The sequence below is a fragment of the Nostoc sp. FACHB-110 genome (genome assembly GCF_014697425.1).
Lineage (GTDB): Bacteria > Cyanobacteriota > Cyanobacteriia > Cyanobacteriales > Nostocaceae > Nostoc_B.
On record NZ_JACJRU010000001.1, the window covers coordinates 57,830 to 81,472 of the forward strand.

Annotated in this window: 19 protein-coding genes; 13 read left to right on the forward strand and 6 right to left on the reverse strand. The window is 41.2% G+C overall.

Translation table 11 applies throughout. From position 1 onward, the window contains the following. Positions 1-37 precede the first annotated feature (37 nt). Positions 38-211: a twin-arginine translocase TatA/TatE family subunit gene (gene tatA / locus H6G69_RS00130; protein WP_190680339.1), complete on the forward strand. Its 174-nt coding sequence runs from the start codon at positions 38-40 to the stop codon at positions 209-211. A 73-nt stretch (positions 212-284) separates the two neighbouring features. On the opposite strand, the gene cphA is transcribed toward tatA, so the two are convergent. After that, positions 285-2,996: a cyanophycin synthetase gene (gene cphA, locus H6G69_RS00135; RefSeq protein ID WP_190680342.1), complete on the reverse strand. Its 2,712-nt coding sequence runs from the start codon at positions 2,994-2,996 to the stop codon at positions 285-287. A 176-nt stretch (positions 2,997-3,172) separates the two neighbouring features. Further along, on the reverse strand, positions 3,173-4,036 hold the full coding sequence (locus H6G69_RS00140) for a cyanophycinase (protein ID WP_190680345.1): 864 nt from the start codon (positions 4,034-4,036) through the stop codon (positions 3,173-3,175). Between the two features lie 544 nt (positions 4,037-4,580). Between H6G69_RS00140 and trmD the strand changes: the two genes are divergently transcribed. The 6 genes from trmD to larB all read left to right on the forward strand — a co-directional run bounded on the left by trmD (position 4,581) and on the right by larB (position 9,744). Further along, positions 4,581-5,291, forward strand: a complete 711-nt coding sequence (trmD, locus tag H6G69_RS00145; RefSeq protein WP_190680347.1) for a tRNA (guanosine(37)-N1)-methyltransferase TrmD — start codon at positions 4,581-4,583, stop codon at positions 5,289-5,291. Between the two features lie 147 nt (positions 5,292-5,438). Then, positions 5,439-5,921, forward strand: coding sequence for a 2-C-methyl-D-erythritol 2,4-cyclodiphosphate synthase (gene ispF / locus H6G69_RS00150; RefSeq protein WP_190680349.1), 483 nt, complete (start codon positions 5,439-5,441; stop codon positions 5,919-5,921). 66 nt (positions 5,922-5,987) lie between these two features. Continuing rightward, positions 5,988-6,506 (forward strand): type I restriction enzyme HsdR N-terminal domain-containing protein, encoded by a 519-nt coding sequence (locus H6G69_RS00155; RefSeq protein ID WP_190680351.1) that lies wholly within the window; start codon positions 5,988-5,990, stop codon positions 6,504-6,506. A 13-nt stretch (positions 6,507-6,519) separates the two neighbouring features. Next, on the forward strand, positions 6,520-7,116 hold the full coding sequence (locus tag H6G69_RS00160) for a PIN domain-containing protein (RefSeq protein WP_199335635.1): 597 nt from the start codon (positions 6,520-6,522) through the stop codon (positions 7,114-7,116). Positions 7,117-7,147: 31 nt separating this feature from the next. After that, entirely contained in the window at positions 7,148-8,914 is a 1,767-nt protein-coding gene (locus H6G69_RS00165; protein WP_190680355.1) for an ABC transporter substrate-binding protein, read from the forward strand. A 53-nt stretch (positions 8,915-8,967) separates the two neighbouring features. After that, positions 8,968-9,744, forward strand: a complete 777-nt coding sequence (gene larB / locus H6G69_RS00170; RefSeq protein WP_190680363.1) for a nickel pincer cofactor biosynthesis protein LarB — start codon at positions 8,968-8,970, stop codon at positions 9,742-9,744. 237 nt (positions 9,745-9,981) lie between these two features. On the opposite strand, the gene H6G69_RS00175 is transcribed toward larB, so the two are convergent. After that, the gene (locus H6G69_RS00175) at positions 9,982-14,160 is read right to left on the reverse strand and encodes a chemotaxis protein CheB (RefSeq protein ID WP_242071933.1); all 4,179 of its coding nucleotides are present in this window, start codon (positions 14,158-14,160) and stop codon (positions 9,982-9,984) included. 413 nt (positions 14,161-14,573) lie between these two features. On the opposite strand from H6G69_RS00175, the gene H6G69_RS00180 reads away from it, so the two are divergent. Together H6G69_RS00180 and argH are read left to right on the forward strand one after the other, a co-directional pair. Next, positions 14,574-14,780 (forward strand): hypothetical protein, encoded by a 207-nt coding sequence (locus H6G69_RS00180; protein WP_190680367.1) that lies wholly within the window; start codon positions 14,574-14,576, stop codon positions 14,778-14,780. Between the two features lie 63 nt (positions 14,781-14,843). Beyond that, positions 14,844-16,235 (forward strand): argininosuccinate lyase, encoded by a 1,392-nt coding sequence (argH, locus tag H6G69_RS00185; protein WP_190680369.1) that lies wholly within the window; start codon positions 14,844-14,846, stop codon positions 16,233-16,235. Between the two features lie 106 nt (positions 16,236-16,341). Here the strand turns inward: argH and H6G69_RS00190 are convergent, their stop codons facing one another. Further along, entirely contained in the window at positions 16,342-16,506 is a 165-nt protein-coding gene (locus tag H6G69_RS00190; RefSeq protein ID WP_190471133.1) for a hypothetical protein, read from the reverse strand. Positions 16,507-17,446: 940 nt separating this feature from the next. Between H6G69_RS00190 and H6G69_RS00195 the strand changes: the two genes are divergently transcribed. The 4 genes from H6G69_RS00195 (at position 17,447) to H6G69_RS00210 (ending at position 21,003) form a co-directional block, all read left to right on the forward strand. After that, positions 17,447-17,941 (forward strand): NUDIX hydrolase, encoded by a 495-nt coding sequence (locus tag H6G69_RS00195; protein WP_190681148.1) that lies wholly within the window; start codon positions 17,447-17,449, stop codon positions 17,939-17,941. Positions 17,942-18,028: 87 nt separating this feature from the next. Further along, complete coding sequence (locus H6G69_RS00200) at positions 18,029-18,850, forward strand: alpha/beta fold hydrolase (RefSeq protein ID WP_190680371.1); 822 nt, start codon at positions 18,029-18,031, stop codon at positions 18,848-18,850. 12 nt (positions 18,851-18,862) lie between these two features. After that, complete coding sequence (locus H6G69_RS00205) at positions 18,863-19,423, forward strand: hypothetical protein (RefSeq protein ID WP_199335637.1); 561 nt, start codon at positions 18,863-18,865, stop codon at positions 19,421-19,423. Positions 19,424-19,650: 227 nt separating this feature from the next. Then, entirely contained in the window at positions 19,651-21,003 is a 1,353-nt protein-coding gene (locus H6G69_RS00210) for an RNA-guided endonuclease TnpB family protein (RefSeq protein WP_190680373.1), read from the forward strand. An 11-nt stretch (positions 21,004-21,014) separates the two neighbouring features. Here H6G69_RS00210 and H6G69_RS00215 read toward each other — a convergent pair whose 3' ends face one another. Both H6G69_RS00215 and H6G69_RS00220 read right to left on the reverse strand, forming a co-directional pair. Next, a complete protein-coding gene (locus tag H6G69_RS00215; protein WP_190680375.1) occupies positions 21,015-22,292 on the reverse strand; it encodes a VWA domain-containing protein in 1,278 nt (425 codons plus the stop codon). Next, on the reverse strand, positions 22,289-23,545 hold the full coding sequence (locus tag H6G69_RS00220) for a VWA domain-containing protein (protein WP_190680377.1): 1,257 nt from the start codon (positions 23,543-23,545) through the stop codon (positions 22,289-22,291). Before H6G69_RS00220 ends, H6G69_RS00215 begins: the two co-directional genes overlap by 4 nt. Positions 23,546-23,643 lie beyond the last annotated feature (98 nt).

A 23,643-nucleotide genomic window follows, 5' to 3' on the forward strand; every position in this document is an offset into this window, starting at 1 on the left:
TTTATATTTGACTACAGAAGCTTGAGAGGAAATTTGTATGTTCGGATTAGGATGGCTAGAAGTGGGTGTAATTGCCATAGTCGCACTGCTGATTTTTGGCCCAAAAAAAATTCCTGAACTGGGAAATGCACTGGGCAAGACTCTACGGGGTTTTAAAGAAGAATTGAATCATACCGATGATGAAGCAACTTCGGAAAAAGAACAGGAATAGTCAACAAGCCCTACTAAAAATATAAAGACGCGAGAATTAATTCTCGCGTCTTTACTAAAGAATTGTATTTAGGTTACAACAGCGTGTTGATCACGGAGGAAGGTGACACACCATTTTGATTTTGATTTTCTGTGGCGGTTGTAGGAGGGTTTTGTAGTGGTACTTCTTCTTTCACTAAACCACGTACTTTGATCAACTTAATCGCCCGGCTGACGCTCTCTGGCAAAATTACCACCAGGCCTTTTTCTGGAGCCATATCCAAAGCTTTGTTAATTGCTTGGGTTTCGTCCATAATCACTTCGCAGCGAGCATCAGGTTTAACTTGCGTAATCCCTTTCATAATCAACTGCGAAGCTGATCCCCTTGGTCTACCGCGAGTATCATCGTCTTCTTTGACGATGATGTAGTCAAAAATGTCGGCAGCTAGTTTACCTAAAGTTACAAAGTCTTCGTCGCGGCGATCGCCAGGGCCACCAACTACACCAATTCGTTGTCCGGTGTTCCAGTTGCGGACAAATGCACCGACAGCTTCGTAACTGGCTGGGTTGTGGGCATAGTCTACTAAGGCGTGGAAGGTTCCTAAGTTAAATAGGTTCATTCTGCCAGGGGTTTGACTGACAGAAGCGCGGAATGTTCTTAAGCCAGCGCGAATTTGTTCAATAGTGACGTTCTGCACAAAGGCGGCCAAACTCGCAGCTAAGGCGTTAGCAATCATAAACGGCGCACGTCCACCCATTGTCAAGGGTATTTGTTCTGCTCTTTCGATGCGGTGTGTCCAATCGCCCTTGACAATTGACAGATAACCGTTTTCGTAAACTGCGGCTACTCCTCCCTTTTGGATGTGCTGACGCACTAATTCTGAGTCTGGGTTCATGGTGAAGTAGGCAATGTTGGCCTTGGTTTTTTCTGCCATTGCCGCCACGCGGCGATCGTCTGCATTAAGTACAGCATAGCCATCAGGATATATGGCTTCGGCGACTACGCTTTTAAGGTTGGCTAATTGATCGATGGTATCAATATCACCTATGCCTAAATGGTCAGCAGCTACGTTCAGCACTACACCAACGTTGGCAGCTTCAAACCCCAAGCCGGAACGTAAAATGCCACCGCGTGCGCTTTCTAATACAGCTACTTCTACAGTTGGGTCTTGCAGGATGAGGTGGGCGCTTTGTGGCCCTGTGTTATCGCCTGCTTCTACCAAGTAATTACCGATATAAGTTCCATCTGTAGTTGTGTAACCTACTACCTTACCCGTTTGCTTATAAATATGTGCCAGCAGTCGGGTTGTAGTAGTTTTACCATTTGTACCTGTAATGCTGAGGATGGGAATGCGGCTAGACTGTTCGTTGGGGAACAGCATATCCATAACTGCACCAGCAACGTTGCGAGGAATCCCGACGCTGGGGGCAACGTGCATCCGAAAACCAGGGGCAGCATTGACTTCCACAATTACCCCATCAACTTCGCGTAAGGGGCGGCTAATATCTGTAGTCACAACATCTAAGCCAGCGATATCTAAACCGATAGTTTTAACTACCCTTTGCGCCAGCCAAATAGTTTCGGGATGGATTTCATCAGTCCGATCTACAGCAATGCCACCTGTACTGAGGTTGGCCGTAGCACGAAGGTAACAAATTGTACCTTTTGGTAAAACACTGTTGAGGGTGTGTCCTTGCCTTTCTAGGAGTTGGTAACTAGTCCGGTCTAATTCAATCTTGGTGAGAACTTTATCGTGTCCGTCGCCACGATTGGGGTCTTTGTTGGTTTCTTCAATTAATTGGGCAATTGTCAATCTACCATCACCAACTACATGAGCAGGTACACGTTCAGCTACGGCCACTACTTTGCCATCTACCACCAGTACCCGATGATCGCGCCCAACGTAATACCGCTCAACAATTATTGACCGAGAAACTTGTCTAGCTGCTTCATAGGCTGCTTCGGCTTCTTCCCAGTTTCTAATATCAATGGTGATGCCGCGTCCATGATTGCCGTCTAGTGGCTTAATCACGATGGGATAGCCACCAACGTATTCAATTGCTTCTTCTAAATCATCCAAAAAGTTAATGACTGTACCCCTAGGTACGGGGATACCGGCGGCAGCCAAGATGCGTTTTGTCGCTTCTTTATCACAAGCTAGTTCTACGCCGAGAATGCCTGTTTTATCCGTCATGGTGGCTTGCATCCGCTTTTGGTTCACACCGTAGCCCAGCTGAATCAAAAAGCGCGCGCTTAGCTGCATCCAGGGAATGCCTCTTTTTTCTGCTTCTTTGACAATTGCTTCTGTAGAAGGGCCTAAAGAAGCATCACGCCAAAAGTCTTTGAGGTCTTGGATATCTTGTTCGAGTTCTGCCTTGGGATAGCGACCGCGATCTACAATGCTTTGGCACAGTCTGACTGCGGCTCTGCCAGCATAGCGTCCTGCTTCCTCATTCAGATATTCGATGACTACTTGATAAACGCCGGGGGTGGATGTTTCGCGGGTACGACCGAAGCCGACGTGCATTCCAGCTAGTTCTTGGAGTTCTAAGGCTACGTGTTCCACAATGTGGCCCATCATAGTCCCTTCTTTTACCCGCATTAGAAAACCACCACGACAGCCAGGCGAACAATAGTGACCCTCTAGACTAGGCAGCGCCTCAACTAATCCTTCATAAAATCCAGGAATTTCATTTGAGGGTGTCTCGGCAAGGTTCTCTAAATCGAGGCGCATGACGATCAGTTTGTGGCGTCGAATGCTCCAGTAGTTTGGGCCGCGTAAGGTCTGGATCTTGAGGATTCTCATGGGAATAGGTAGATGGAGATTCGGAACCAAAATTCTAGTTTCATACTGGCATTGACCGCTAAACTGTTCATAGCAAACAGTTTTTTATGTTTAATAAATGGTATTCCACTAATTTTTTCTACCGCCATAAATAAACACGCGATCAACCTCAGTGTAACCTCGGATACTCTATCCCGTCAGCTGGAGATGCGGTGTACAGCAGGCAATACAGTCCGCTGGTACAGGTGGAAGCGATCGCCATAGCTGAGGATGTGCAAGCGTAAATTATGTAGTGTTAATGGTTCATTCGCACCCACATGGGGTTCGTTGGTATGGGTGAGTTCTGTGGGATCAACAATGGTGACACTGCCTTTACCCATGACTTGTAGCCAACCATCACGTTCAAATACAGCACAGGTATCTTCATCGATACCAATTCCCAGTCTGTCTGGATGAGCTGCGATCGCGCTAATGAGGCGACCCATGCGATTGCGGTTGTGAAAGTGTTGGTCAACAATCACCTCTGGGATAAATCCCAAACCTGTCGCCATATCTACCAAAGAGCGATTTGGTGTTTCACCACTGCCACCACCAGCAATCATGTGATGACCCATCACTGCTGCGCCTGCACTTGTGCCTGCTAAGGTTAACTGCCCTGCTCTCACCCGCTGACGGATAATATCCATTGCTGGGGTGTCTGCCAATACGCCACATAGGCGTAGTTGGTCTCCGCCAGTGAGGAATATCCCGCTACACGCCTCTAGAGATGCCTTGATCTGGGAGGATTCACAATGTTCCCGCTCACGAATATCTAAAATTTCAACTTTTTCTGCACCCATTTCCTCAAAAATGCGAATATACCGACCACCGATAATAGCGGGTTCGCGGGAGGCAGATGGAACAATTGTAATATGAGCCTTACTAGCACCAGCACGACCAAAAAAAGTTCTCAGGATTTCGCGCCCATGAACTTTATCTTCAGCGCCTCCGATGACCATCACAGCGGTTTTAGTTGCTTGGGGTGTCCTCATTTCCAGCGATTTAGCTTGTAATTGCTGCATTGTGTTTCTCCTGTCAACAACTTCAGGTGAATTTAACAAGGTTTCAGTATCCTAATGCTTTGGGCATTTTGCTTTCTTGAGAGGACACTTTTTGGAAGTTGACAGCGGCGGCTTGTGCCACTTTGGCTCCTCACTTGAACACATAATTTATAGATTTCATGTGTTTGTAGTTGCCGTTCTTCAAAGCCAGCGCCTTGTTTTTTCACCTATCCACGGGTTCCAGACTGGCAGAATATATTGGTTGGCAACTAAGTTGCCCCTCTGGGATTGGCTGTGAGCAGGTCTTAACACGCTGTTTTTTCAGTCTGGCTCGATGCAACCTGAAAGTTGTTAACCTTAGTCAGATTATTAATTTAAATGTAGTTGTGACAATATTTAAACATAAATTAAGTGATTAGAAAAACTTTAGTTTGCACAAAAAATCAATAGTTCTAAGACTTTTGGATACTATTGATTAAGCTTATCTGTAGTTGTAACCTACATTTGCTTCTTGTGTTTAGTAGACATTCAATTCTAAGATTAGTGTTCTCGAATACGAATTACTGTGCGCTTTGATATAGTTACACTTTTTCCTGATTGTTTTACCTCTGTTCTCAGTTCTGGGCTGTTAGGTAAAGCTTTAGCCAAACAAATTGCCCAAGTAAATTTGGTGAATCCCAGAGACTTCACAACGGACAAACACCGCAAGGTGGATGATGAACCCTACGGGGGTGGGGTGGGGATGCTGATGAAGCCAGAACCTATATTTGGTGCTGTGGAGTCATTGCCTTGTTTACCACGTCGAGAGATCATTTTGATGAGTCCCCAAGGTCAAACTATTGACCAACCTTTATTGCGGGAGTTGGCAACTAATTATGACCAGCTAGTAATTATCTGTGGACATTATGAGGGAGTAGATGACCGAGTACAACATTTGGTGACGCGAGAAGTGTCTTTAGGAGATTTTATTCTCACGGGCGGGGAAATTCCGGCAATGGCTTTAATTAATGGTGTGGTGCGCCTGTTACCGGGAACTGTGGGCAAAGTTGAATCTCTAAAGTCGGAAAGTTTTGAAGAAGGATTGCTAGATTATCCCCAGTATACTCGTCCGGCTAATTTTCGCGGTTGGAAAGTGCCAGATGTTTTGCTGTCTGGAAACCATGCCGCGATCGCTCGGTGGCGTTACGAACAACAAATTAAACGCACAGCCTTGCGTCGCCCTGATTTACTCTCAAAATGGCAAGAGGAGAAGAAGCAGGGGGATGAAAAAGTATGAAGTGTGAAGTGTGAAGTATGAAGTATGAAGTATGAAGTATGAAGTATGAAGTATGAAGTATGAAGTATGAAGTATGAAGTATGAAGTATGAAGTATGAAGTGTGAAATATTGCTGTATCCTGCCTTGTAAGCATTGACTATTGACAAATGACTAACATCAGAATTGGTAACGGCTACGATATTCACAGATTGGTGAGCGATCGCGCTTTAATTTTAGGTGGCATTCAAATTCCCCACGAATTGGGTTTGCTAGGGCATAGTGATGCTGATGTCTTAACCCACGCCATTATGGATGCTATGTTAGGGGCTTTATCTTTAGGAGATATTGGCCATTACTTTCCCCCCACTGATCCCCAATGGGCAGGTGCAGATAGTTTGATACTTTTAACTCAAGTACATCAGCTAATTAAAGACCAAGGTTGGCAAATAGGTAACATTGATTCTGTAGTGGTGGCAGAACGACCAAAATTAAAACCACACATTGAAAAAATGCGCGAGAAACTAGCCACAGTTTTAGAATTACAACCTAATCAAATTGGCATTAAAGCTACCACCAACGAAAAACTAGGCCCCGTAGGACGAGAAGAAGGTATTTGTGCTTATGCTGTCGTCTTACTAGTTGCATTTTAATAGCTAGGATAAAGGTAAGAATTTTATCTATACACTATTCTTACCTAATTTAGGAGCCTGGAAAAAATGACAGTTTCAAAACTTAAAACTCATAATTATCTTGCTGATATTGTTGTTGTAAATAAGAATGAAAAACTTGTTTTATTAGTTGAAATCAAAAATATACAATTAGAAGTATCATTTCCTCAAGAACAAGCAATATCACAAATAAATTTTTACTTACAGATAATATATAAAAATGATTACTCATTAATAAATAATGATGTTTTTGCAATGATAGTTGATATAAACAAAATAGAAATTTATAAATATAATTTTTCCAATGACAATCCTTATTTAAAATTGCTTGTTTCACTACCAACCTCTGTAATTCTGAGCCATTACGATCCAGATTTTAATAATAAAAGAATATTTAACTTGTATATGGAAACACTTGTAGAAGCATGGCTAAGAGACTTGGTATATCATTGGAAATCAGAAATACCACCAGGCTTAAAAGAATTAGCAGAAATTGGTTTATTATCCCAAATAGAAGGGGGAAAAACTTATTCTCAGGTAAACATAGGTGCAGATACTTTACATTGAAACTAATTTCTTGATGGCTATTGCTAACGGGCGAGAGATACAGGCAGAAGACTTACTTCAGCAGATACCAAATTCAATTCGTATAGTAATACCAGCTATTTGTTATATTGAAGCTATTTCTACCTGGGAAAAAAGCAAATATTACTTCCAACAATTTAGTCAAGAGTTAGATAAACAAATTAATAATTCAGAGCGTGATACCACCTCTAATAACGCTAAAAAATTTTTAGAAAATTTACAAGAATTAAAAGTTTTAAATGGCTCTTTACTTAATGATGTTCAAGGACGTTTAGCTGATGCAATAGATATCCTATTAACAAGAACTGAATTAATACAATTAGAACAACAAATTATTCAGGATGTTGCTCAAACAACTATTATTCAACCAGAAACTTTGCTTATTCAAAACGATATTATGGACAATTTAATTTTAAGAAGTATTATTGAACACGCAAGCTCACATACTCAAGCAACTAAGGTATTTCTGAGTGCGAATGCAAATGATTTTGGCAAGCAAGAAGTCAAAGCCGCTTTGCGTGATGCTGGAATAAGTAAATATTTTACCCGTACTCAAGATTTTTTAGGTTGGCTACAGTCTCAAAATATTTGACACAATTACAATTAGACGGGCTAGTGAAAATATGTACTCTTTAATTAAACGTTTTTGGATATTCATAATTCTTGCTGCATTTACAGCAATGACCCTTGCAGCTTGTAATCCTAATAACTTTAAAAGTTCGGCTGCTCAAGTACCCCAAATAGTAAGTAGTATTCTTAGTGATCCAAAAACATTTAATTTTCCTCTTAGTCAAGAATCCCCCAATGTTTTTGGATTAATTTATGAGGGCTTAGTTGACCAAAACCCTCTAACTGGAAAAGTTGAGCCAAGATTAGCTGAATCTTGGCAAGTTTCTGAAGATAAATTAAAGTTTATTTTTACTCTGCGTCCGGGTTTAAAATGGTCGGATGGTCAGCCACTGACAGCCGATGACGTTTTATTTACTTATAAGGATATTTATTTCAATGAAGCGATTCCGACAGATGTCAGAGATGCTTTTAAGATTGGCATTAGTCGGAAGTTACCTAGTATTCAAAAAATAGATGAGCGAACAGTAGAATTTATTTTACCAGAACCCTTTAGACCTTTTCTTTTAAATACAGGTACTCCTATATTACCTGCCCATACGTTGCAAAAATATGTCAACCAAAAAGATAGTGAAGGAAAACCAGTATTTTTAAGTAAATGGGGTATTGATACTCCTCCAGGAGAAATTATTGTTAATGGCCCATACAAACTCGAACGTTATGACACTAGTGAGCGCGTTATATTTCAGCGTAATCCTTATTATTGGCGTAAAGATATTCAAGGTAATTCCCAACCTTATGTTGAACGTTTAGTTTGGCAGATTGTCGAAAATACAGATACATCTTTACTCCAATTCCGTTCTGGTGGATTAGATACTATAGGTATTTCGCCTGATTATTTTTCTTTGCTGAAGGTGCAAGAAAAACAAGGCAATTTCAAAATTTATGGAAATGAACCGGGGACTGGTACAAGCTTTATATTTTTTAATTTGAATAAAGGGAGAAGGAACAGTAAACCATTAGTAGAACCAGTAAAATCACGCTGGTTTAATACCTTAGAATTCCGTCAGGCGGTTGCTTATGCTATTGACCGTCAAACAATGATTAATAATACTTTTCGTGGTTTGGGGAAACCTCAAGATTCACCAATTACAGTCCAAAGTCCCTATTATTTACCGCCAGAAGCAGGGCTAAAAACCTACAATTACAATCTAGATAAAGCCAAACAATTATTAATCAAAGCGGGCTTTAAATATAACGAAAAAAGTCAATTATTAGATAGTGAAGGTAATCGGGTTCGCTTCACATTACTGACTAATTCTGGTAATAAAATTCGTGAAGCAATGGGAGCGCAGATTAAACGAGACTTGAGTAAAATCGGTATGCAAGTTGATTTTACACCGATCGCCTGGAGTACCTATACAGATAAGCTGTCTAATACTTTAGATTGGGAAGCAGCTTTACTCGGTTTAACAGGCGGTTTAGAGCCAAATGATGGGGCGAATGTTTGGTTTCCTGAGGGAGGATTGCACGCTTTTAACCAAAAACCCCAACCGGGACAAAAACCTATTGAAGGTTGGGAAGTGTCTCCTTGGGAAGCCGAAATTGGTAAACTTTATATCCAAGCTGCTCAAGAATTCGATGAAGCAAAAGTTAAACAGCTTTATGCCAAAACTCAACAAATTACCCAGGAAAATTTGCCTTTTATTTATTTGGTTAATCCCTTAGCCATGACAGCAGTACGTAATCGCTTTGAAGGTATTAACTACTCTGCTTTGAGTGGCGCATTCTGGAACATTTATGAAATCAAAATTACAAAATAGTTAAGAGTCAATGCTCAAGAGACTATTGACCATTGACTTGGGAATATGCACAAATGACAAATGATCAAAACTTGCGATCGCTCCTAGAAGCTGTCGCCAATGGTAAAGTGAGTCTGGATCATGCTTTAAACTCACTCAAAGACTTAGCCTATGAACCTGTAGATGAGTTTGCCAAAATTGACCACCATCGCGCACTTAGAACGGGTTTTCCAGAAGTCATTTGGGGGCCAGGTAAAACCCCAGAACAAATTGCTCGTATTATCGAAGTGATGCGTCAACGTAACTCTGTAGTTATGGCTACTCGCATCGAACCATCGGTCTATGGGATATTACAATCAAAAGTTCGAGGTTTGCAATACTACGAGTTAGCCAGGATTTGTGCTATTACTCCCCCAACTATCGAACCACAATTTCCCGGCGAGATAGGAATTCTTTCAGCTGGTACTGCTGACTTACCTGTAGCGGAAGAAGCAGCTGTGACAGCAGAACTTTCTGGTTTTCGCGTTCAGCGGCTTTGGGATGTAGGTGTAGCAGGAATTCATCGTTTGTTGAGTAACCGTCACTTAATTGAGTCAGCATCGGTATTAATTGTTGTCGCTGGAATGGAAGGTGCTTTACCGAGTGTCGTTGCAGGTTTAGCAAATTGTCCTGTAATTGCTGTTCCTACAAGTATTGGCTACGGGGCGAGTTTTGGCGGTTTAGCACCTTTATTGACAATGCTGAATTCTTGTGCAGCTGGTGTTGGGGTAGTGAATATCGATAACGGTTTTGGTGCAGCAGTATTAGCAGGGCAAATTTTGCGAACGGCGGAGAAATTGAGTCATAGGTAGAGACTAGAGGCTAGGGAGTAGTATTTTTTCAGTTCTGTTCTAGTACTTAAACACATTGATTTTGATAGGTGAATCAAAACTTTGTTTCTCTTCTTCCTTCTTACTTTGTGGTCTTTGGGTTCTTTGTGGTTCGTTATTTTACCTGTCGAATTTAGTATGGTGAAGTACTAGGACGAAACTGAACTGAGTTTTTTAACTCGCTAATGTCTTAACCGCAGAATTTCTGACCAAAATACTTTAAGTATTTTTAGTTCGTCCAGCTAAGTTGGCAACCAGAAATACCAATTGGGTTAGCTCGACAGGTTTAGGAATGTACATTTGAAAGCCTGCATTCCTCGATTCTTGGATATCAATACTACTGGCATACCCTGTGATTGCTGCTGCGGGAATTTTTCCCCCAGCCTCAGCACTAAGAGAGCGCACTCGCCGGATCAAGGTATAGCCATCTTGGTTCGGCATCGCAATATCAGACAATAGGACATCATACATCCCTGGTTGGCTTGTGAGTACTGAGAATGCTTCATCAGCAGATGTGACAGCAGTTACTTCAGCCCCGTAATCTTGTAGCATAATCTTCGTTAACTCACGTATATCGGCATCGTCATCTACAACCAGTACGTGCAAACCGTCCAGGGAAGGAATGTTATCAACGCATATTTCCGTATCGTTGGCAATATCTATCACCATTGGATCACCAGAGCTAACATCCTCCTCAAGATTGCTGTTCAGTGGTAGCTTAACGATGATAGTTGTCCCTAAGTCTACACCTGGACTTTCTGCCTGAACCGTGCCGCCATGAAGTTCGACTAGATAACGAACAAGGGACAGCCCTATGCCCAGTCCTTGATTAGCACGAGTTTTCCTACTGTCAGCCTGGCGAAACTGATCAAAAACATAAGGGAGAAAGTCATTAGGTATGCCAATACCTGTGTCACTAACTCGAATCTGGGCTTGGGAATTAACTTCCTCCAGTGTGAGCACTACACTTCCCCCAGCAGGTGTAAACTTGATGGCATTAGAAAGCAAATTCCAGATTACCTGCTGCAATCGCGTCCCATCCCCCAGTACCTGTCCCATTGGTTGCAGGTGGCATTCAATTTGAATATTTTTTGCTTCTGCCGATAATCTGACTATCTCAAGGGCTGCCTCAATCACATAGGAGAGATCAATTGGATAAATATTCAGACTGAGTTTGCCAGTGGTAATCCGCGAGATATCGAGAAGATCCTCAATCATTTGGACTTGCGCTTTAGCACCACGCTGGATCATGTCAACTGCTCGATTCATTTGAGTAGTATCCAGGTTTTGCTTCTGGAGTAAATCAGACCATCCCAGAATACTGTGGAGGGGGTTGCGAAGTTCGTGGGATAAGATAGATAAAAACTCATCCTTAGTTCGGTTAGATGCCTCCGCTTCTAAGCGGGCTGACTGCTCTTGAGCTAATAACTGGGCGCGTTCTTCCTCAAACAACTTCTGCTGTGTAATGTCATGAAGTGCCAGCAAAATCATCTGCTGATTTCCTGGTTGTAAAATTTTATAACCATTGAGCAATATAGTCTTTTGCCCAATTTTTTCAAAATCACAGCAAACTTCAAAACCTTCAATTTGAGTGTTATGAGTGAGAATTTCTTCCAGGATAGATTGCACTTGGGGAATATTCCAGTGACCATTTCCTAGCTCAAAAATTACTTGCTGTTCTGTCTGGGCGGGCGTTACCTGAAACATTCGATAAAAAGCCCGATTGCTTTTGATAACTTGTAAGTCAGCATTGAGAACTACTAAAGGTTCTGGCATAGTTTCTACCACAGCCTCAGCATAATCAAGGGCTTGTTGAAGCTGCTGTGTACTGCGTTTGAGGGCATCAATATCCATGAACACCATCACCACGCCATCAATTTGATTTTCTGTAGTTCTGTAAGGTCGAATTCGCAGATTGTACCAACGTCCCTCAGTGTCTTGCGCCTCTAATTCTTTGAGATTTAAGGTATCAATTACCTCTATAATCAACGACTCTAAATTAGGAACCTCAATAGTGGAGCGGATATCACTTAGTGGTCTTCCTACATCTGTGGGAATCAAATTCAGTAAACGCTGTGCGGTTGGTGTGAAACGCCGAATCCGTAAATCGTTGGTCAGTATGAGAATGGGAATATTCACACTACTGAGTAAATTCAACAGGTCATTATTGACATTGTGTAATTCGAGATTGCGACTTTGCAGTTCTTGATTAGTTGTATGTAATTCTTCGTTGGTTGCTTGTACTTCTTCTTTGGCGGTTTGCAACTCTTCATTAGTACTTTGTAGTTCCTCATTGCTGGAGAGGATTTCTTCATTTGCCACTTTCAGGTGTTGAGTAGTGGCTTCATGCTCATGACTAATCAGTTGCAAATATTCTTGAGTTGCAGCAAGCTCTTGTTTAGTGGTTGCCAGTTCTTGTTGGAGTCGGAGTATTTCCTCTGTACCCACTTGTTCTACATTTTCAGGTTTGATGCTTAGTTGTGGATTTGTTAGGGCAGGTACATCTTCAAATAAAACAAGAAAGCCGCGAGTTTCCCCTGAATCAGGCTGAAACGGAATTACCTCAACGTTGACTTTCCTAGATAGCTCACTGCCTTCTATCTGTATCTGTTCCTTTCTCACAGAAATATTCTGCCTTTTTGCCTGATGAATCGCAGTACGCAACTCTTCTAGCAGTCCTTTTCGGGCCATTTTGAACAAATTAAAACTGGGAACACCAGGGGCAGGTCTGAGATAGGGACTGGTTTCTCCGCGAAATTGCAGAATATCCATATTGTCGTTAATCATTACGCCCACTGGGACATAACGATTTAAAAGAATCTGGTCAGCCTGTTTATTTAAGTCAGTAATATCCCAAGTCTTATGACTCATGGTCTTATCAGCAGCTATTTTCGCTACAGGGTAGTTGCTGGTTGCAAAGTTAAAGTTAAGTGGAGTGGGTATTAATTTTTTGGTATAAATATTGTTTTTTCTGTCTGTTAAAGTAAATAAGTTAGAAAATTCTCCTGCACTTTCGGCAACACCTAACATCAAAAACCCAGTGGGCTTGAGACTGTAATGAAAAATGGGCATTACCTGCTTTTGCAAAACAGATTCAAAGTAAATCAGGACATTACGACAACTAATGAGATCCAGATTGGAAAATGGTGGTTCGCTGATCAGGTTTTGTTTAGCAAAAACACAAAGTTCCCGAATCGGCTTGCTGATTTGATAGCCGCTCTCTACTTGATTAAAGAAGCGTCTTAGCCGTTCTGGTGAGACATCAACTATTTGGCTTGGTTTGTAGATACCTAAGCGGGCTTTTTCAATTGCTGTCTCATTAATATCTGTGGCAAAAATTTGAATAGCAGGTTTGGGAAGTACATTTTCCAAAAATTCCATTAAAGAAATAGCAATGGAATAAACCTCTTCCCCAGTTGCACAGCCTGGTATCCAGATCCGAATCGGCTCATCAACTGACTTCCCCTTCGATATTACTGGAAAGACTTGCTCTTTCAAAGCTTGATAAGCTTCTGGATCACGGAAAAAACTGGTGACACTGATTAAGATTTCGTAGTACAGTGCTTGCACTTCATCTGGATGATTTTGCAGATATTCTACGTAATATTCTAGACTTTCCAAGTTATACAGCACCATCCGCCGAGCAATTCGGCGCTTTATGGTTGTTTGCTTATAATGCGTAAAGTCAACACCAGTGGTAGTAAACAGCATTGCAAAGATTGCCGGCAAAGCAGTCTCACTTTTAGGCAGTGGCTCAACTGTTTGTGAAGAAATCAGACGGGTAACGTTGGGATGGCGAGCAATCTTGGCTAATTCTTCAGCAATTTTGTGCGGTGGTAGAATAAAGTCAACATCACCAGTAGCGATCGCAGTATTCGGCATACTACTGAATTGTGCCGATGCTTCACACTGAGCAAAGGTAATACCGCCAGCCGCCTTAATTGCTTCTGAGCCTTGTGCGCCATCTCCATCACTTCCTGATAAGACAACACTGATGGCTTTGCTTCCTATTTCTGCCGCCAGCGAAGCAAAAAAAGCATCAGCCGGCATATATTTGCCATGAATTTTCTCACGGGGCGCGAGTTGCAACACCCCTTTAAGCAGCGTCATCTTCCGGTTCGGGGGAATGACATATACTTGGTTCGGCTCGACAAGCATCCCATTCTGCACTTCACAAACGGGCATCTGTGTTGTTTTCGCCAGAATCTCAGTTAACAGGCTCTTCTGATTTGGATCTAAGTGCTGAATCAGCACAAATGCCATTCCAGTATCGATGGGTAAGTGACTCAGTAGCTGCGTAAATGCTTCTAATCCTCCTGCAGAGGCCGCAATTCCGACTATAGGAAATAAATTATTGCTTTTATCTTGCTGCTTCTGTGTCAATTTTTCAATAGCCATAGAATCTGATGGTAATGACTCAGAAGATTGGTTACAATTCATGGTATTGGCGAATACAATACTAGAAAATTTAACTTTCTGTTGTATTCACGTAGTTGTATCCTGAGTGTAACAATGTTTGTCTACTAACAACTCAACATCCATACCCAAGCATCTCTCAACAAGGCTTTTGAACAGACTGAGGCTAAACGGATTGGAGATAAATGAGAGTTTCACTACCCTCCGAAACATGGCAGCTGGTGTAGGGTGTAGGGAAGAAAAAGCCCCAACAACCAGTGGGATACAAGCCCCTTGCAACACCGTTTTCACACTCAGTCACCCCCAACACCCTGTCTTGACAGAGTGCTAGATCAACCACTGGACATCCCCTATATCTAGAGGTTATGACATAGAGGTCTTATTGAGAACTTAGTATGAACTACTTCAACGATTTAACGTTTCGGTTGTTTTGGCATTTACCTGATAATGTCATACTCCTAGCCCAAGAAATTCGTGACCCCGATTTACTTGGTCAAATTCAAAAAACTTGGAATCACTTTATCCAGACAGGTCAAGTTTGGGCTTTGTTAATTGGTTTAGTGGTTGGTTATATGTTTCGCAGTCTTGCCAGCTACGGTTGACACTGACAGGGGGTTGGTAGTAGGGATTAGAGTATTTGCCTACTTCCAATTCCCCTTTGTTTTATGACGCAACAACAAACTTGGAGCCAGCGATTTGAATCAGCTCTGCATCCGGCGATCGCTCGTTTTAATGCCAGCATTAATTTTGATATTGAATTAATCGAATACGACCTGACTGGTTCTCAAGCTCATGCCAAAATGTTGGCGCATACGGGGATAATTTCTCACGCAGAAGGCGAACAACTCGTCACAGGTTTAGAACAAATTCGCCAAGAATATCGCCAAGGCCAGTTTCAGCCAGGGATTGATGCTGAAGATGTGCATTTTGCCGTAGAAAGACGACTGACAGAAATTGTCGGCGATGTGGGGAAAAAGTTACATACGGCGCGATCGCGCAATGACCAAGTAGGTACAGATACTAGACTTTATCTGCGCGACCAAATTCAGCAAATTCGTACTCAGTTGCGTGAATTTCAACAAGTTTTATTAGATATAGCCGAAAATAATGTTGAAACCCTCATCCCTGGCTATACACACCTCCAACGCGCCCAACCTTTGAGTTTAGCCCATCATCTATTGGCATACTTTGAAATGTCACAGCGCGATTGGGAACGCTTAGGAGATGTTTATCGCCGTGTGAATATTTCACCTTTGGGTTGCGGTGCTTTGGCGGGAACTACATTTCCGATTGACCGCCATTACACAGCCCAACTGCTAAATTTTGATAATGTTTATGCTAACAGCTTGGATGGCGTAAGCGATCGCGATTTTGCCATTGAATTTTTGTGTGCGGCTAGTTTGATTATGGTTCACCTCAGCCGTCTTTCCGAAGAAATTATTCTTTGGGCTGCGGAAGAATTTCGCTTCATCACGCTTAAAGATAGCTGTGCTACTGGTTCTAGCATTATGCCTCAAAAGAAAAACCCTGATGTACCAGAATTAGTGCGCGGTAAAACTGGGCGTGTTTTTGGTCATCTTCAGGCGATGTTAGTGATTATGAAGGGTTTGCCTTTGGCTTATAACAAAGACTTGCAAGAAGACAAAGAAGGTTTATTTGATGCTGTTAATACAGTCAAAGCTTGTTTAGAAGCAATGACAATTTTGCTCCGGGAAGGTTTGGAATTTCGTAGCCAGCGTTTAAACGCAGCCGTCGCAGAAGATTTTTCTAATGCTACCGATGTCGCCGATTATTTAGCAGCTAGGGGTGTTCCTTTCCGGGAAGCATATAATTTGGTGGGCAAGGTGGTAAAAACTAGCATTGCTGCAGGCAAACTGCTGAAAGATTTAACATTAGAAGAATGGCAACAAATACATCCTACATTTGCAGCTGACATTTATGATGCGATCGCACCGCGCACAGTTGTCGCCGCCCGTAATAGTTATGGTGGCACAGGTTTTGCTCAAGTAAATAAAGCAATTCACTCTGCCCGTACTCAACTAAAGGATGAAGGATAAAATTTTAGATTTAAGACTTCAGACTTTCAAACAAATAAGGGCGTACAAATAAATGTACGCCCTTTCAACTTGAATCATTCCAAGAATCAGAAACTAAGCAGGTAGCTTACTCAGCGTCAATTGCTGCTGCGCCCTCATCTTCCTCATTCTTTGGTGTTCTTTGTTGGAACCTTCTCTGCATTCTTCCCGTTGTAGTCCGTTTACGAAACTTTCTGGCGTATGCCTGGTTCCGTAGCGCCTTTTCTTTTTTGGGGTTACGGCGCTTTGCCATGTTCACCTCATTTAATAAACAACAAAAAAAGATAAACTAGGCATCTCTTAGGCATTATCAGCTACTAATGCTGCTGCTGTTGATATGATTTTCCCCTAGTTTAACAGTCTAGATACTTTCTTTGAACAGCATACTATCATATCGTATTGATTTTATGAATGTCAATACTACTTTCCGATTATTTCCTATAATTTAGAAATTTTGGACATTTCAATAATATTAGTTTAAAGATAGTCCATTTTAAGTTTATTTCTATCATCTATGAGTTATTTTTCAAAAATTCAAGTTTATTTAAGATAAACAATTATATTTTCAAAATTTTCAAAATCTAATTTTTTAGATAATTTCAATTTATTTAATTTTGGTTAAACTCTTCTTATTTTCTTGACACAAGATTAGGAAAAAAATTATATGTTGTTAACATAGTATCAATATATACATAAAATCTAATTTATTGTAATCAAATGCTAAAATTAAGCTATTATACGAAAATTGTTAGAGGGTGTTTGAAAACATCAAGTATTGTTCTTGATGCTACTACTTCACATTAGTCTTACCATCATTAATTACCCTAGAGATTTGTCTTTAACATTTTGATAATGCGAATGCAAAAGCTGAAGGGTATACTAGCTGGGTAAAACCAGTCTATGAAATTAGGCAGAGATTAACGTATTAGTTAACTATGACTAAATTTGTAGATGTAGTGAATTAATTTGCGGAATTGTCTGATTTTTACTTCTTAAGTCGGATGGTGGTTAGTGTGATTTTAGAGTTATACCTATAATTAATTTTGGGTATAACATAAAATACTTTTCCAACGCCCTCTTTAGAATAAAATCATCCAGCACAAGCATATATGAGTAAAACAATCCCCAATAATTTAGTTATTTAGTAAATGCGAGTGCAGAAAATCCAAACATCCCACACCAATATTTTCAGCTTGAACGTTCTTGCTTTTTTTGCGGCAATTGTCCAATCTACACGCGGGTTATGGCGTTATGGACAAACAGTATTAGGTGTTATTTTCCGTCATCCTATTACTGGTACAAGTATTATTCCTATTTTGCCTGATGGTCGAATTGTCTTAATTCGACGGCAAGATAATGGTCTTTGGTCGTTACCAGGGGGGATGGTAGATTGGGGAGAAGATATCCCTAGCACAGTCCGCCGAGAGTTGCTAGAGGAAACTGGACTAGAATTAGTGGAAATTAAGCGCCTAGTTGGTGTATATTCGGCTCCAGACCGCGATCCTCGAATTCATTCAATTTGCGTTGTGGTGGAAGTTGCAGTCCAAGGAGAAATGGAAATTCAGGATGCTTTAGAAGTCAAAGAGATACAAGCTTTCTTGCCTAGTGCTTTACCAACTGGGCCGATGTCTCATGACCATTCCCGACAGATGCAAGACTACTTAAACGGTTTGACGACACTAGCGTAACAATATTTTAGATTTTAGTTTGAGGATTTAATTGCAAAATCCAAGATAAAAACTAAAATCAGCTATGATGTAGTCTTTATATAGAAGATGGATACGCTATTACGTAACTCCCGCAGAAAGCTGTCGCAAGGATTGTTATTCTGGAGTGAGGCTGGACAAGGTATTCCTGTGCTTTTGTTACATGGTGCTTGGAACGACAGCAGCCAATGGTCATTAGTGATGGAAAAATTGGCTAAAAATTTCCATTGTTTTGCACCAGACTTGTTAGGTTTTGGTGAGTCTGATAAACCTAAAATTCATCACTCAGTTGATTTACACGTAGAATGTATAGCAGAATTACTACAAGCTTTAAGATTAGAAAAAGTATATATAATAGGACATTCTCTTGGCGGTTGGATTGCAGCTAGTTATGCTTTGAAATATCCAGAACAAGTGGAAGGTTTAGTGTTGTTAGCACCAGAAGGGGTGAAGATAGAACAACAAGAAAAGCGATGGCAGCAAATGAGAAATTTAGTGGAACTTTCACCACTATTTGTGAAAATTTTGAAAATTGTCAAGCCTTTGACGAAAATGTTGGGTTGGCAAGAGAAAATTGAACAAAACTTAGAACAACGTCAAATTTGGCTGCAATACCCAGCCGCTTGTCAAATATTATTTCAAAGACAAAAGCTAGAAATTGAAGCAGAGTTACTGCAAGATAAACTGCATTTAATAGAAGTTCCTGTTTTAATTTTACAAGGTGGCAAAGATAGCTATGATGCTGTATTTAAAAGCCAAACTTATAAACAATTAATTTCCCAAGTTGATTTTAAATCAGTAGCTCATGCCGAAAATGACTTACCAGCTACTTGTGCTGGAATTGTGGCTGAAGAGGTGAGAGATTTTATTAATTCAGTTAGAGTAATGTAGATACATAAAAATGTGGATGAAGTTAAATTTGAAACTTTTGTATCCCAAAATGTATTAACTATCCCTGAAGCCAAGCGCGGTTGTTTTACACCTGTTGAGCTTGGCATTCGTATTACTAATAATACGCAGACATCATTACACTTTTCAACGAATTTTTATGCGATGTTTCCGGAAATGATTGCGCCAGATGGTGAGTTAATGCGAACAGGTATTGCCTGTGAGCGATTTAACCGACCAACGGCATCTGAGTTTGTGTTATTAATACCAGGAAGAGCAGTCACAATTTATCGAGATTCCTTTCTGTTTTGGGAACGGCAAAGCAGAAAAAAGCGCGATCGCCGGTTGGTTTTATATCTCCCTTTTCCTGCACAGGATCTTTATGGTTTTGATCCACTATACCCAGGTAAATATCAATTTCGTTTCAGATATCGTGAACATACTAATGGAGATATAGCAGATTTTGATCAGTGGAGCGATCGCCAAAAATTACAAATAATATTAGAAAATCTCTGGACTGGTGAGGTGCTAACTCCTCTTGTGGATATTTATTTAGTTGAGTCATCATCTAGTTGAGGTGATTTTTATCAAAAATAACACCTGCTCTAGGAATGTTGAGAGTTGATGGTTAAATTAGGGATAAATTCTGGTGATGTTTTGTTCAGTTTCTTTAACAGATTTCGCGTAATTCCCCTTCCGGGAGCGAAGCAGGGAGGGGATGTAAGCGAGTCAAAAACGAAACGCCCATCATACCAATTTTTACCGCAGGTGAAACAGGTATGGTGGGCAGGGGGTGATATTTAGTGGCATTGCGTAGAGCAACTTTTAGGTTGTATCCAACAAAAAAAGTGAATAATTTATTACACTATCACCAAAGACTTCATAAAGAACTCTACAATGCCGCAGTGTCTAATAGAATTACGTCTTACAGGAAATTTGGTAAGTCAGTTTCATACTTTGAGCAACAAAATTGTCTACCAGATTTCAAGGAAGTTTGGGCAGAATATAAACAAATAAATTCCCAATCATTGCAGGCAACATTAAAACGTGTTGACCTAGCATTCCAGCGTTTCTTCAAAGGTCTAGGTGGTTATCCTAAATTCAAGTCAATTCGTCGCTATTCTGGTTGGAGTTATCCATCCTTCACAGGATGGAAATGTCACAGCACTGGTGATAACGGCTATTTAGAACTAGCTAAAATTGGTTCTATCCAAATGCGGGGAAAGTCTAGATTGTGGGGTCATCCCAAAGCACTAGACATAGTTCACCGCAATGGTAAATGGTACGCATCTGTAGTTTTAGATATAGATGATGAACTTTTAAGGAATAGCCGGAAAACGGATGATGGTATTGTTGCAATTGATTTAGGGTGTAATGATGCAATTGCTTGGACTAATGGAGAAGAAAACGGTTTGATTTCTGCGCCTAGATTTTTCAGGAATGCAGAACAAAAAATCAAGCAACTAAGCAAAGGTAAACGTCGTAAACGTTCACCTAATTTAAAAAAGAAACAGAAGGCTTCTAGGAGATGGAAGAAAGCTCAGAGTCAGATTAGCAAAATATATCGAAAAGTAGCTAACCAAAGACAGAACTGGGTTCATCAAGTCACCACACGAATAATTAGCGGTAATAGCACGGTGGTAACTGAACAACTAGAAGTTAAAAACATGAGTGCCAAAGCCAAAAAAGGTGGTGCGCCAAAGGCGCAGCGCAAGCGCGATAAGCGCAAGAAGCAAAAAACTGGTCTAAATAAATCAATTCTTGATGTTGGAATGGGAATGATTAAGCAATCCCTTAAAGCTAAGTTGGATGATGTTAGCGGTGTATTTTCCGAAGCACCGACTAAGAAGATAAAACCATCTCAAACTTGTCCTAAATGTGGGCATCAGGAAAAGAAATCTTTAGACCAGAGAGTGCATATTTGCAGCAATTGTGAATACACTCAACAACGTGATATAGCTTCTGGCGAAGTGCTACTTCTTTGGTACTCAGGAAGACTACCGGGATTGGGAACCAGTCTCGCAGACGCAGATCGTTCTAGCTCTACTTCGCGTACCCGCAAGACTGCGGGAAGCATGAAGCAACTAGGCGAGAAGAAGCGTCAAAAATCTTGCTCTACTGGTGGGAATGTAGAAACCCCACCCTCAACGAAGTAGGGTGGGGTAGTTCATGTTTGTAAAACTGTTTTTGATACAATGCGCGTCTTTTTGAGTTCGGCTGAGGATAGTTCCTCTCCAGCTTGTAGGCGTGTAGCAGATGTTTGCAAAATAGATGCGGCGTTGGTATCTCCAATTTGTAGGGCAGTTTTAGCAGCAGTTTGTAACATAGTTGCTGCACCAGCGCGATCGCCTTGTTGTAATTTCACTTCGGCTAACTGGGTTTGACGATACTTTGCCAGTGTCAAAATTGATTGCTGTACTTGAGGATTAAGAGCAGGTTGATATTTACTTATTATATTGGCATATATCGGCACAAGTGGAGATAGTATACTATCTTGATTCATAACTGGGTCATCGTAGCGTATTTGAATATGTCCAATTACTTGTTCGCCTTCTGGTAATTCTCCTAAATATATATTCGCCAAAACTGTACGTTCTATGCCTTGCATCAAATCACCTAAACGCACTGCAAAGCGTCCTTGAGTTTCATCCTGCACTGGTAACTCAATCGTGTCTGGGGAAACTTGGGCGATGGGTTTGAGTTCTGCAAGTCGCACATTGGGGACAAACGAAAATAGTAAATAAGCGTTTGTCAGCCCTACTGATTTTACTCGACTAAATAAACGGCTAAATTGCTCTAGCGCTTGTTCTGGCTGCTCAATATACGCTAACGTGCCGCCACCAGCATCGGCAATTTTTTCTAATAAATCCTGGTTCCAGTTATTGCCAAATCCGAGGGTATTAATAGTCAGATTGATTTTAGCTGCCTTTTGTGCCAATTCTAGACAGCGTTTATTGTCATCTGTGCCGATTTCCCACTTCCACAGCCGCAAACTACTTTCACCATACCCATCGGTGAGGAGAAAGGCTTGGGAAACCGCACCTTTCGCGCCTTGCATGAGTTCTGTGATTCCCAACTGCAAACCTTCAGCAATGGCTGTACCGCCACTAGCACTTAGTTTTTTCAACTGCGATTTGATGGTGTTGGGATTTTGAATTACTTGGTGAGGGATAATCACTTCCGCAGAACCAGCAAAGGCGACAATAGAGATGCGATCGCCTGGTTGTAACTTATCTAATAATTGCTCTACTGCCCCAATAACAGTTTGAATGGGTTTGCCATGCATAGAACCGCTTTTATCTAAAATTAAGCATAAATTCAATGGCAAACTTTGGTCAAACCGCTCGGCGACCGCAGAAATCGAAACAGCTAATTGACGTTGACTGCTGTTTTGAGCCACATCAACGTTACGATCATTTAGCGACGAGAGCAATTGAACTTTCATTGCGGCGGGATATCTTGCAACACAGTTTTTGAGACAATCCGAGTTTTTTTGCGATCGCTTTCGCTTAACTCTCCTCCCGATTGTAGTTGGGTGGCCGAAGTTTGCAACACTGTGGCTGCACCTGTATCACCCATTTGCAAAGCAGTTTTCGCAGCAGTTTGCAGCATTGTCGCTGCACCAGCGCGATCGCCTTGTTGCAATTTGGCTTCTGCAAGTTGGGTTTGGCGATACTTAGCTAAAGCCAAAATAGATTGCTGCACCTGGGGATTAATATCTGGTTGATAAGCCCTGGTAACATTTCCGTAGACTGGCATATTAGGCGTAAATAACCCAGTTTGATTTTGAGCCGGGTCATCGTAGCGAATTTGGACATTGGCGATGGCTTGTTTACCTTCGGGCAACTGTCCCAGATAAATATTAGCTAAAATTACTCGTTCTACATCTTTCATTAAATCGCCTAAACGAATCGCAAAGCGTCCGTCTGCTTCTTGCTGTACAGGAAGTTCGATGGTATCGGGGTAAACTTGAGCAATGGGTTTGAGTTCTGCTAACCGAATGTTAGGCATTAAGGAAAATAAAAGATAAGCATTTGTCAAGCCGACAGTTTGCATCCGGGTGAATAAACGACCAAACTCATTCACAGCTTGATCGGGTTTTTGAATATAAGACAAAGTGCCTAAACCAGCATCGGCAATTCTTTCTAAAACATCCTGGTTCCAATTGTCGCCAAAGCCCAAAGTATTTAAAGTCAAGTTATAGCCAGCCGCTAATTGAGCGAACTTAAAGCAGCGATTGTTGTCGCCATGCTCATTTTCGCCATCAGTTAACAAAAAAGCTTGGGAAATTCGGTCTTTTTTACCCTTGGCTAACTCCTCAATAGCCAAGCGTAAGCCTTCGTCGATGGCTGTGCCTCCATCAGCAGATAAGCGGTTAATTTGCTTTTTAATTTGTTCTGGGTCTTCTACCGATTGATTGGGTATCAAAACCTTCGCCCGGTGATCGAAGACTACCACACTCAGACGATCGCTAGGTTTAAGCCGATCAACCAACAAATTAGCGGCTTTTTTGACAGTTTCTAGCGGTCGGCCATTCATCGAACCGCTGTGGTCAAGAATTAAACATAAATTAATCGGGAGATTACGGTCTTGAACTTCCGCGATCGCCGAAACAGAAACCGACAACTGACGTTGGCTGCTGGTTTGATTAGCATCAACATTTTTATCATTCAGGGCAGGCTGCAAATTGACCTTCATAACCCAAACTTCCTAACACAGATACATATTTATAAATAACTTCAAATCGGCAGATTCGTGCTACGGAAAACTTATCCTGTCGAGATAGATTAAGATAT

Bases quoted from the DNA above. Each gene is read 5' to 3' on its own strand.
- tatA (WP_190680339.1), top strand. From the start codon at position 38: ATGTTCGGATTAGGATGGCTAGAAGTGGGTGTAATTGCCATAGTCGCA.
- cphA (WP_190680342.1), bottom strand. From the start codon at position 2,996: ATGAGAATCCTCAAGATCCAGACCTTACGCGGCCCAAACTACTGGAGC.
- H6G69_RS00140 (WP_190680345.1), bottom strand. From the start codon at position 4,036: ATGCAGCAATTACAAGCTAAATCGCTGGAAATGAGGACACCCCAAGCA.
- ispF (WP_190680349.1), top strand. From the start codon at position 5,439: ATGACTAACATCAGAATTGGTAACGGCTACGATATTCACAGATTGGTG.
- H6G69_RS00155 (WP_190680351.1), top strand. From the start codon at position 5,988: ATGACAGTTTCAAAACTTAAAACTCATAATTATCTTGCTGATATTGTT.
- H6G69_RS00160 (WP_199335635.1), top strand. From the start codon at position 6,520: ATGGCTATTGCTAACGGGCGAGAGATACAGGCAGAAGACTTACTTCAG.
- H6G69_RS00165 (WP_190680355.1), top strand. From the start codon at position 7,148: ATGTACTCTTTAATTAAACGTTTTTGGATATTCATAATTCTTGCTGCA.
- larB (WP_190680363.1), top strand. From the start codon at position 8,968: ATGACAAATGATCAAAACTTGCGATCGCTCCTAGAAGCTGTCGCCAAT.
- H6G69_RS00175 (WP_242071933.1), bottom strand. From the start codon at position 14,160: ATGGCTATTGAAAAATTGACACAGAAGCAGCAAGATAAAAGCAATAAT.
- H6G69_RS00180 (WP_190680367.1), top strand. From the start codon at position 14,574: ATGAACTACTTCAACGATTTAACGTTTCGGTTGTTTTGGCATTTACCT.
- argH (WP_190680369.1), top strand. From the start codon at position 14,844: ATGACGCAACAACAAACTTGGAGCCAGCGATTTGAATCAGCTCTGCAT.
- H6G69_RS00190 (WP_190471133.1), bottom strand. From the start codon at position 16,506: ATGGCAAAGCGCCGTAACCCCAAAAAAGAAAAGGCGCTACGGAACCAG.
- H6G69_RS00200 (WP_190680371.1), top strand. From the start codon at position 18,029: ATGGATACGCTATTACGTAACTCCCGCAGAAAGCTGTCGCAAGGATTG.
- H6G69_RS00215 (WP_190680375.1), bottom strand. From the start codon at position 22,292: ATGAAAGTTCAATTGCTCTCGTCGCTAAATGATCGTAACGTTGATGTG.
- H6G69_RS00220 (WP_190680377.1), bottom strand. From the start codon at position 23,545: ATGAAGGTCAATTTGCAGCCTGCCCTGAATGATAAAAATGTTGATGCT.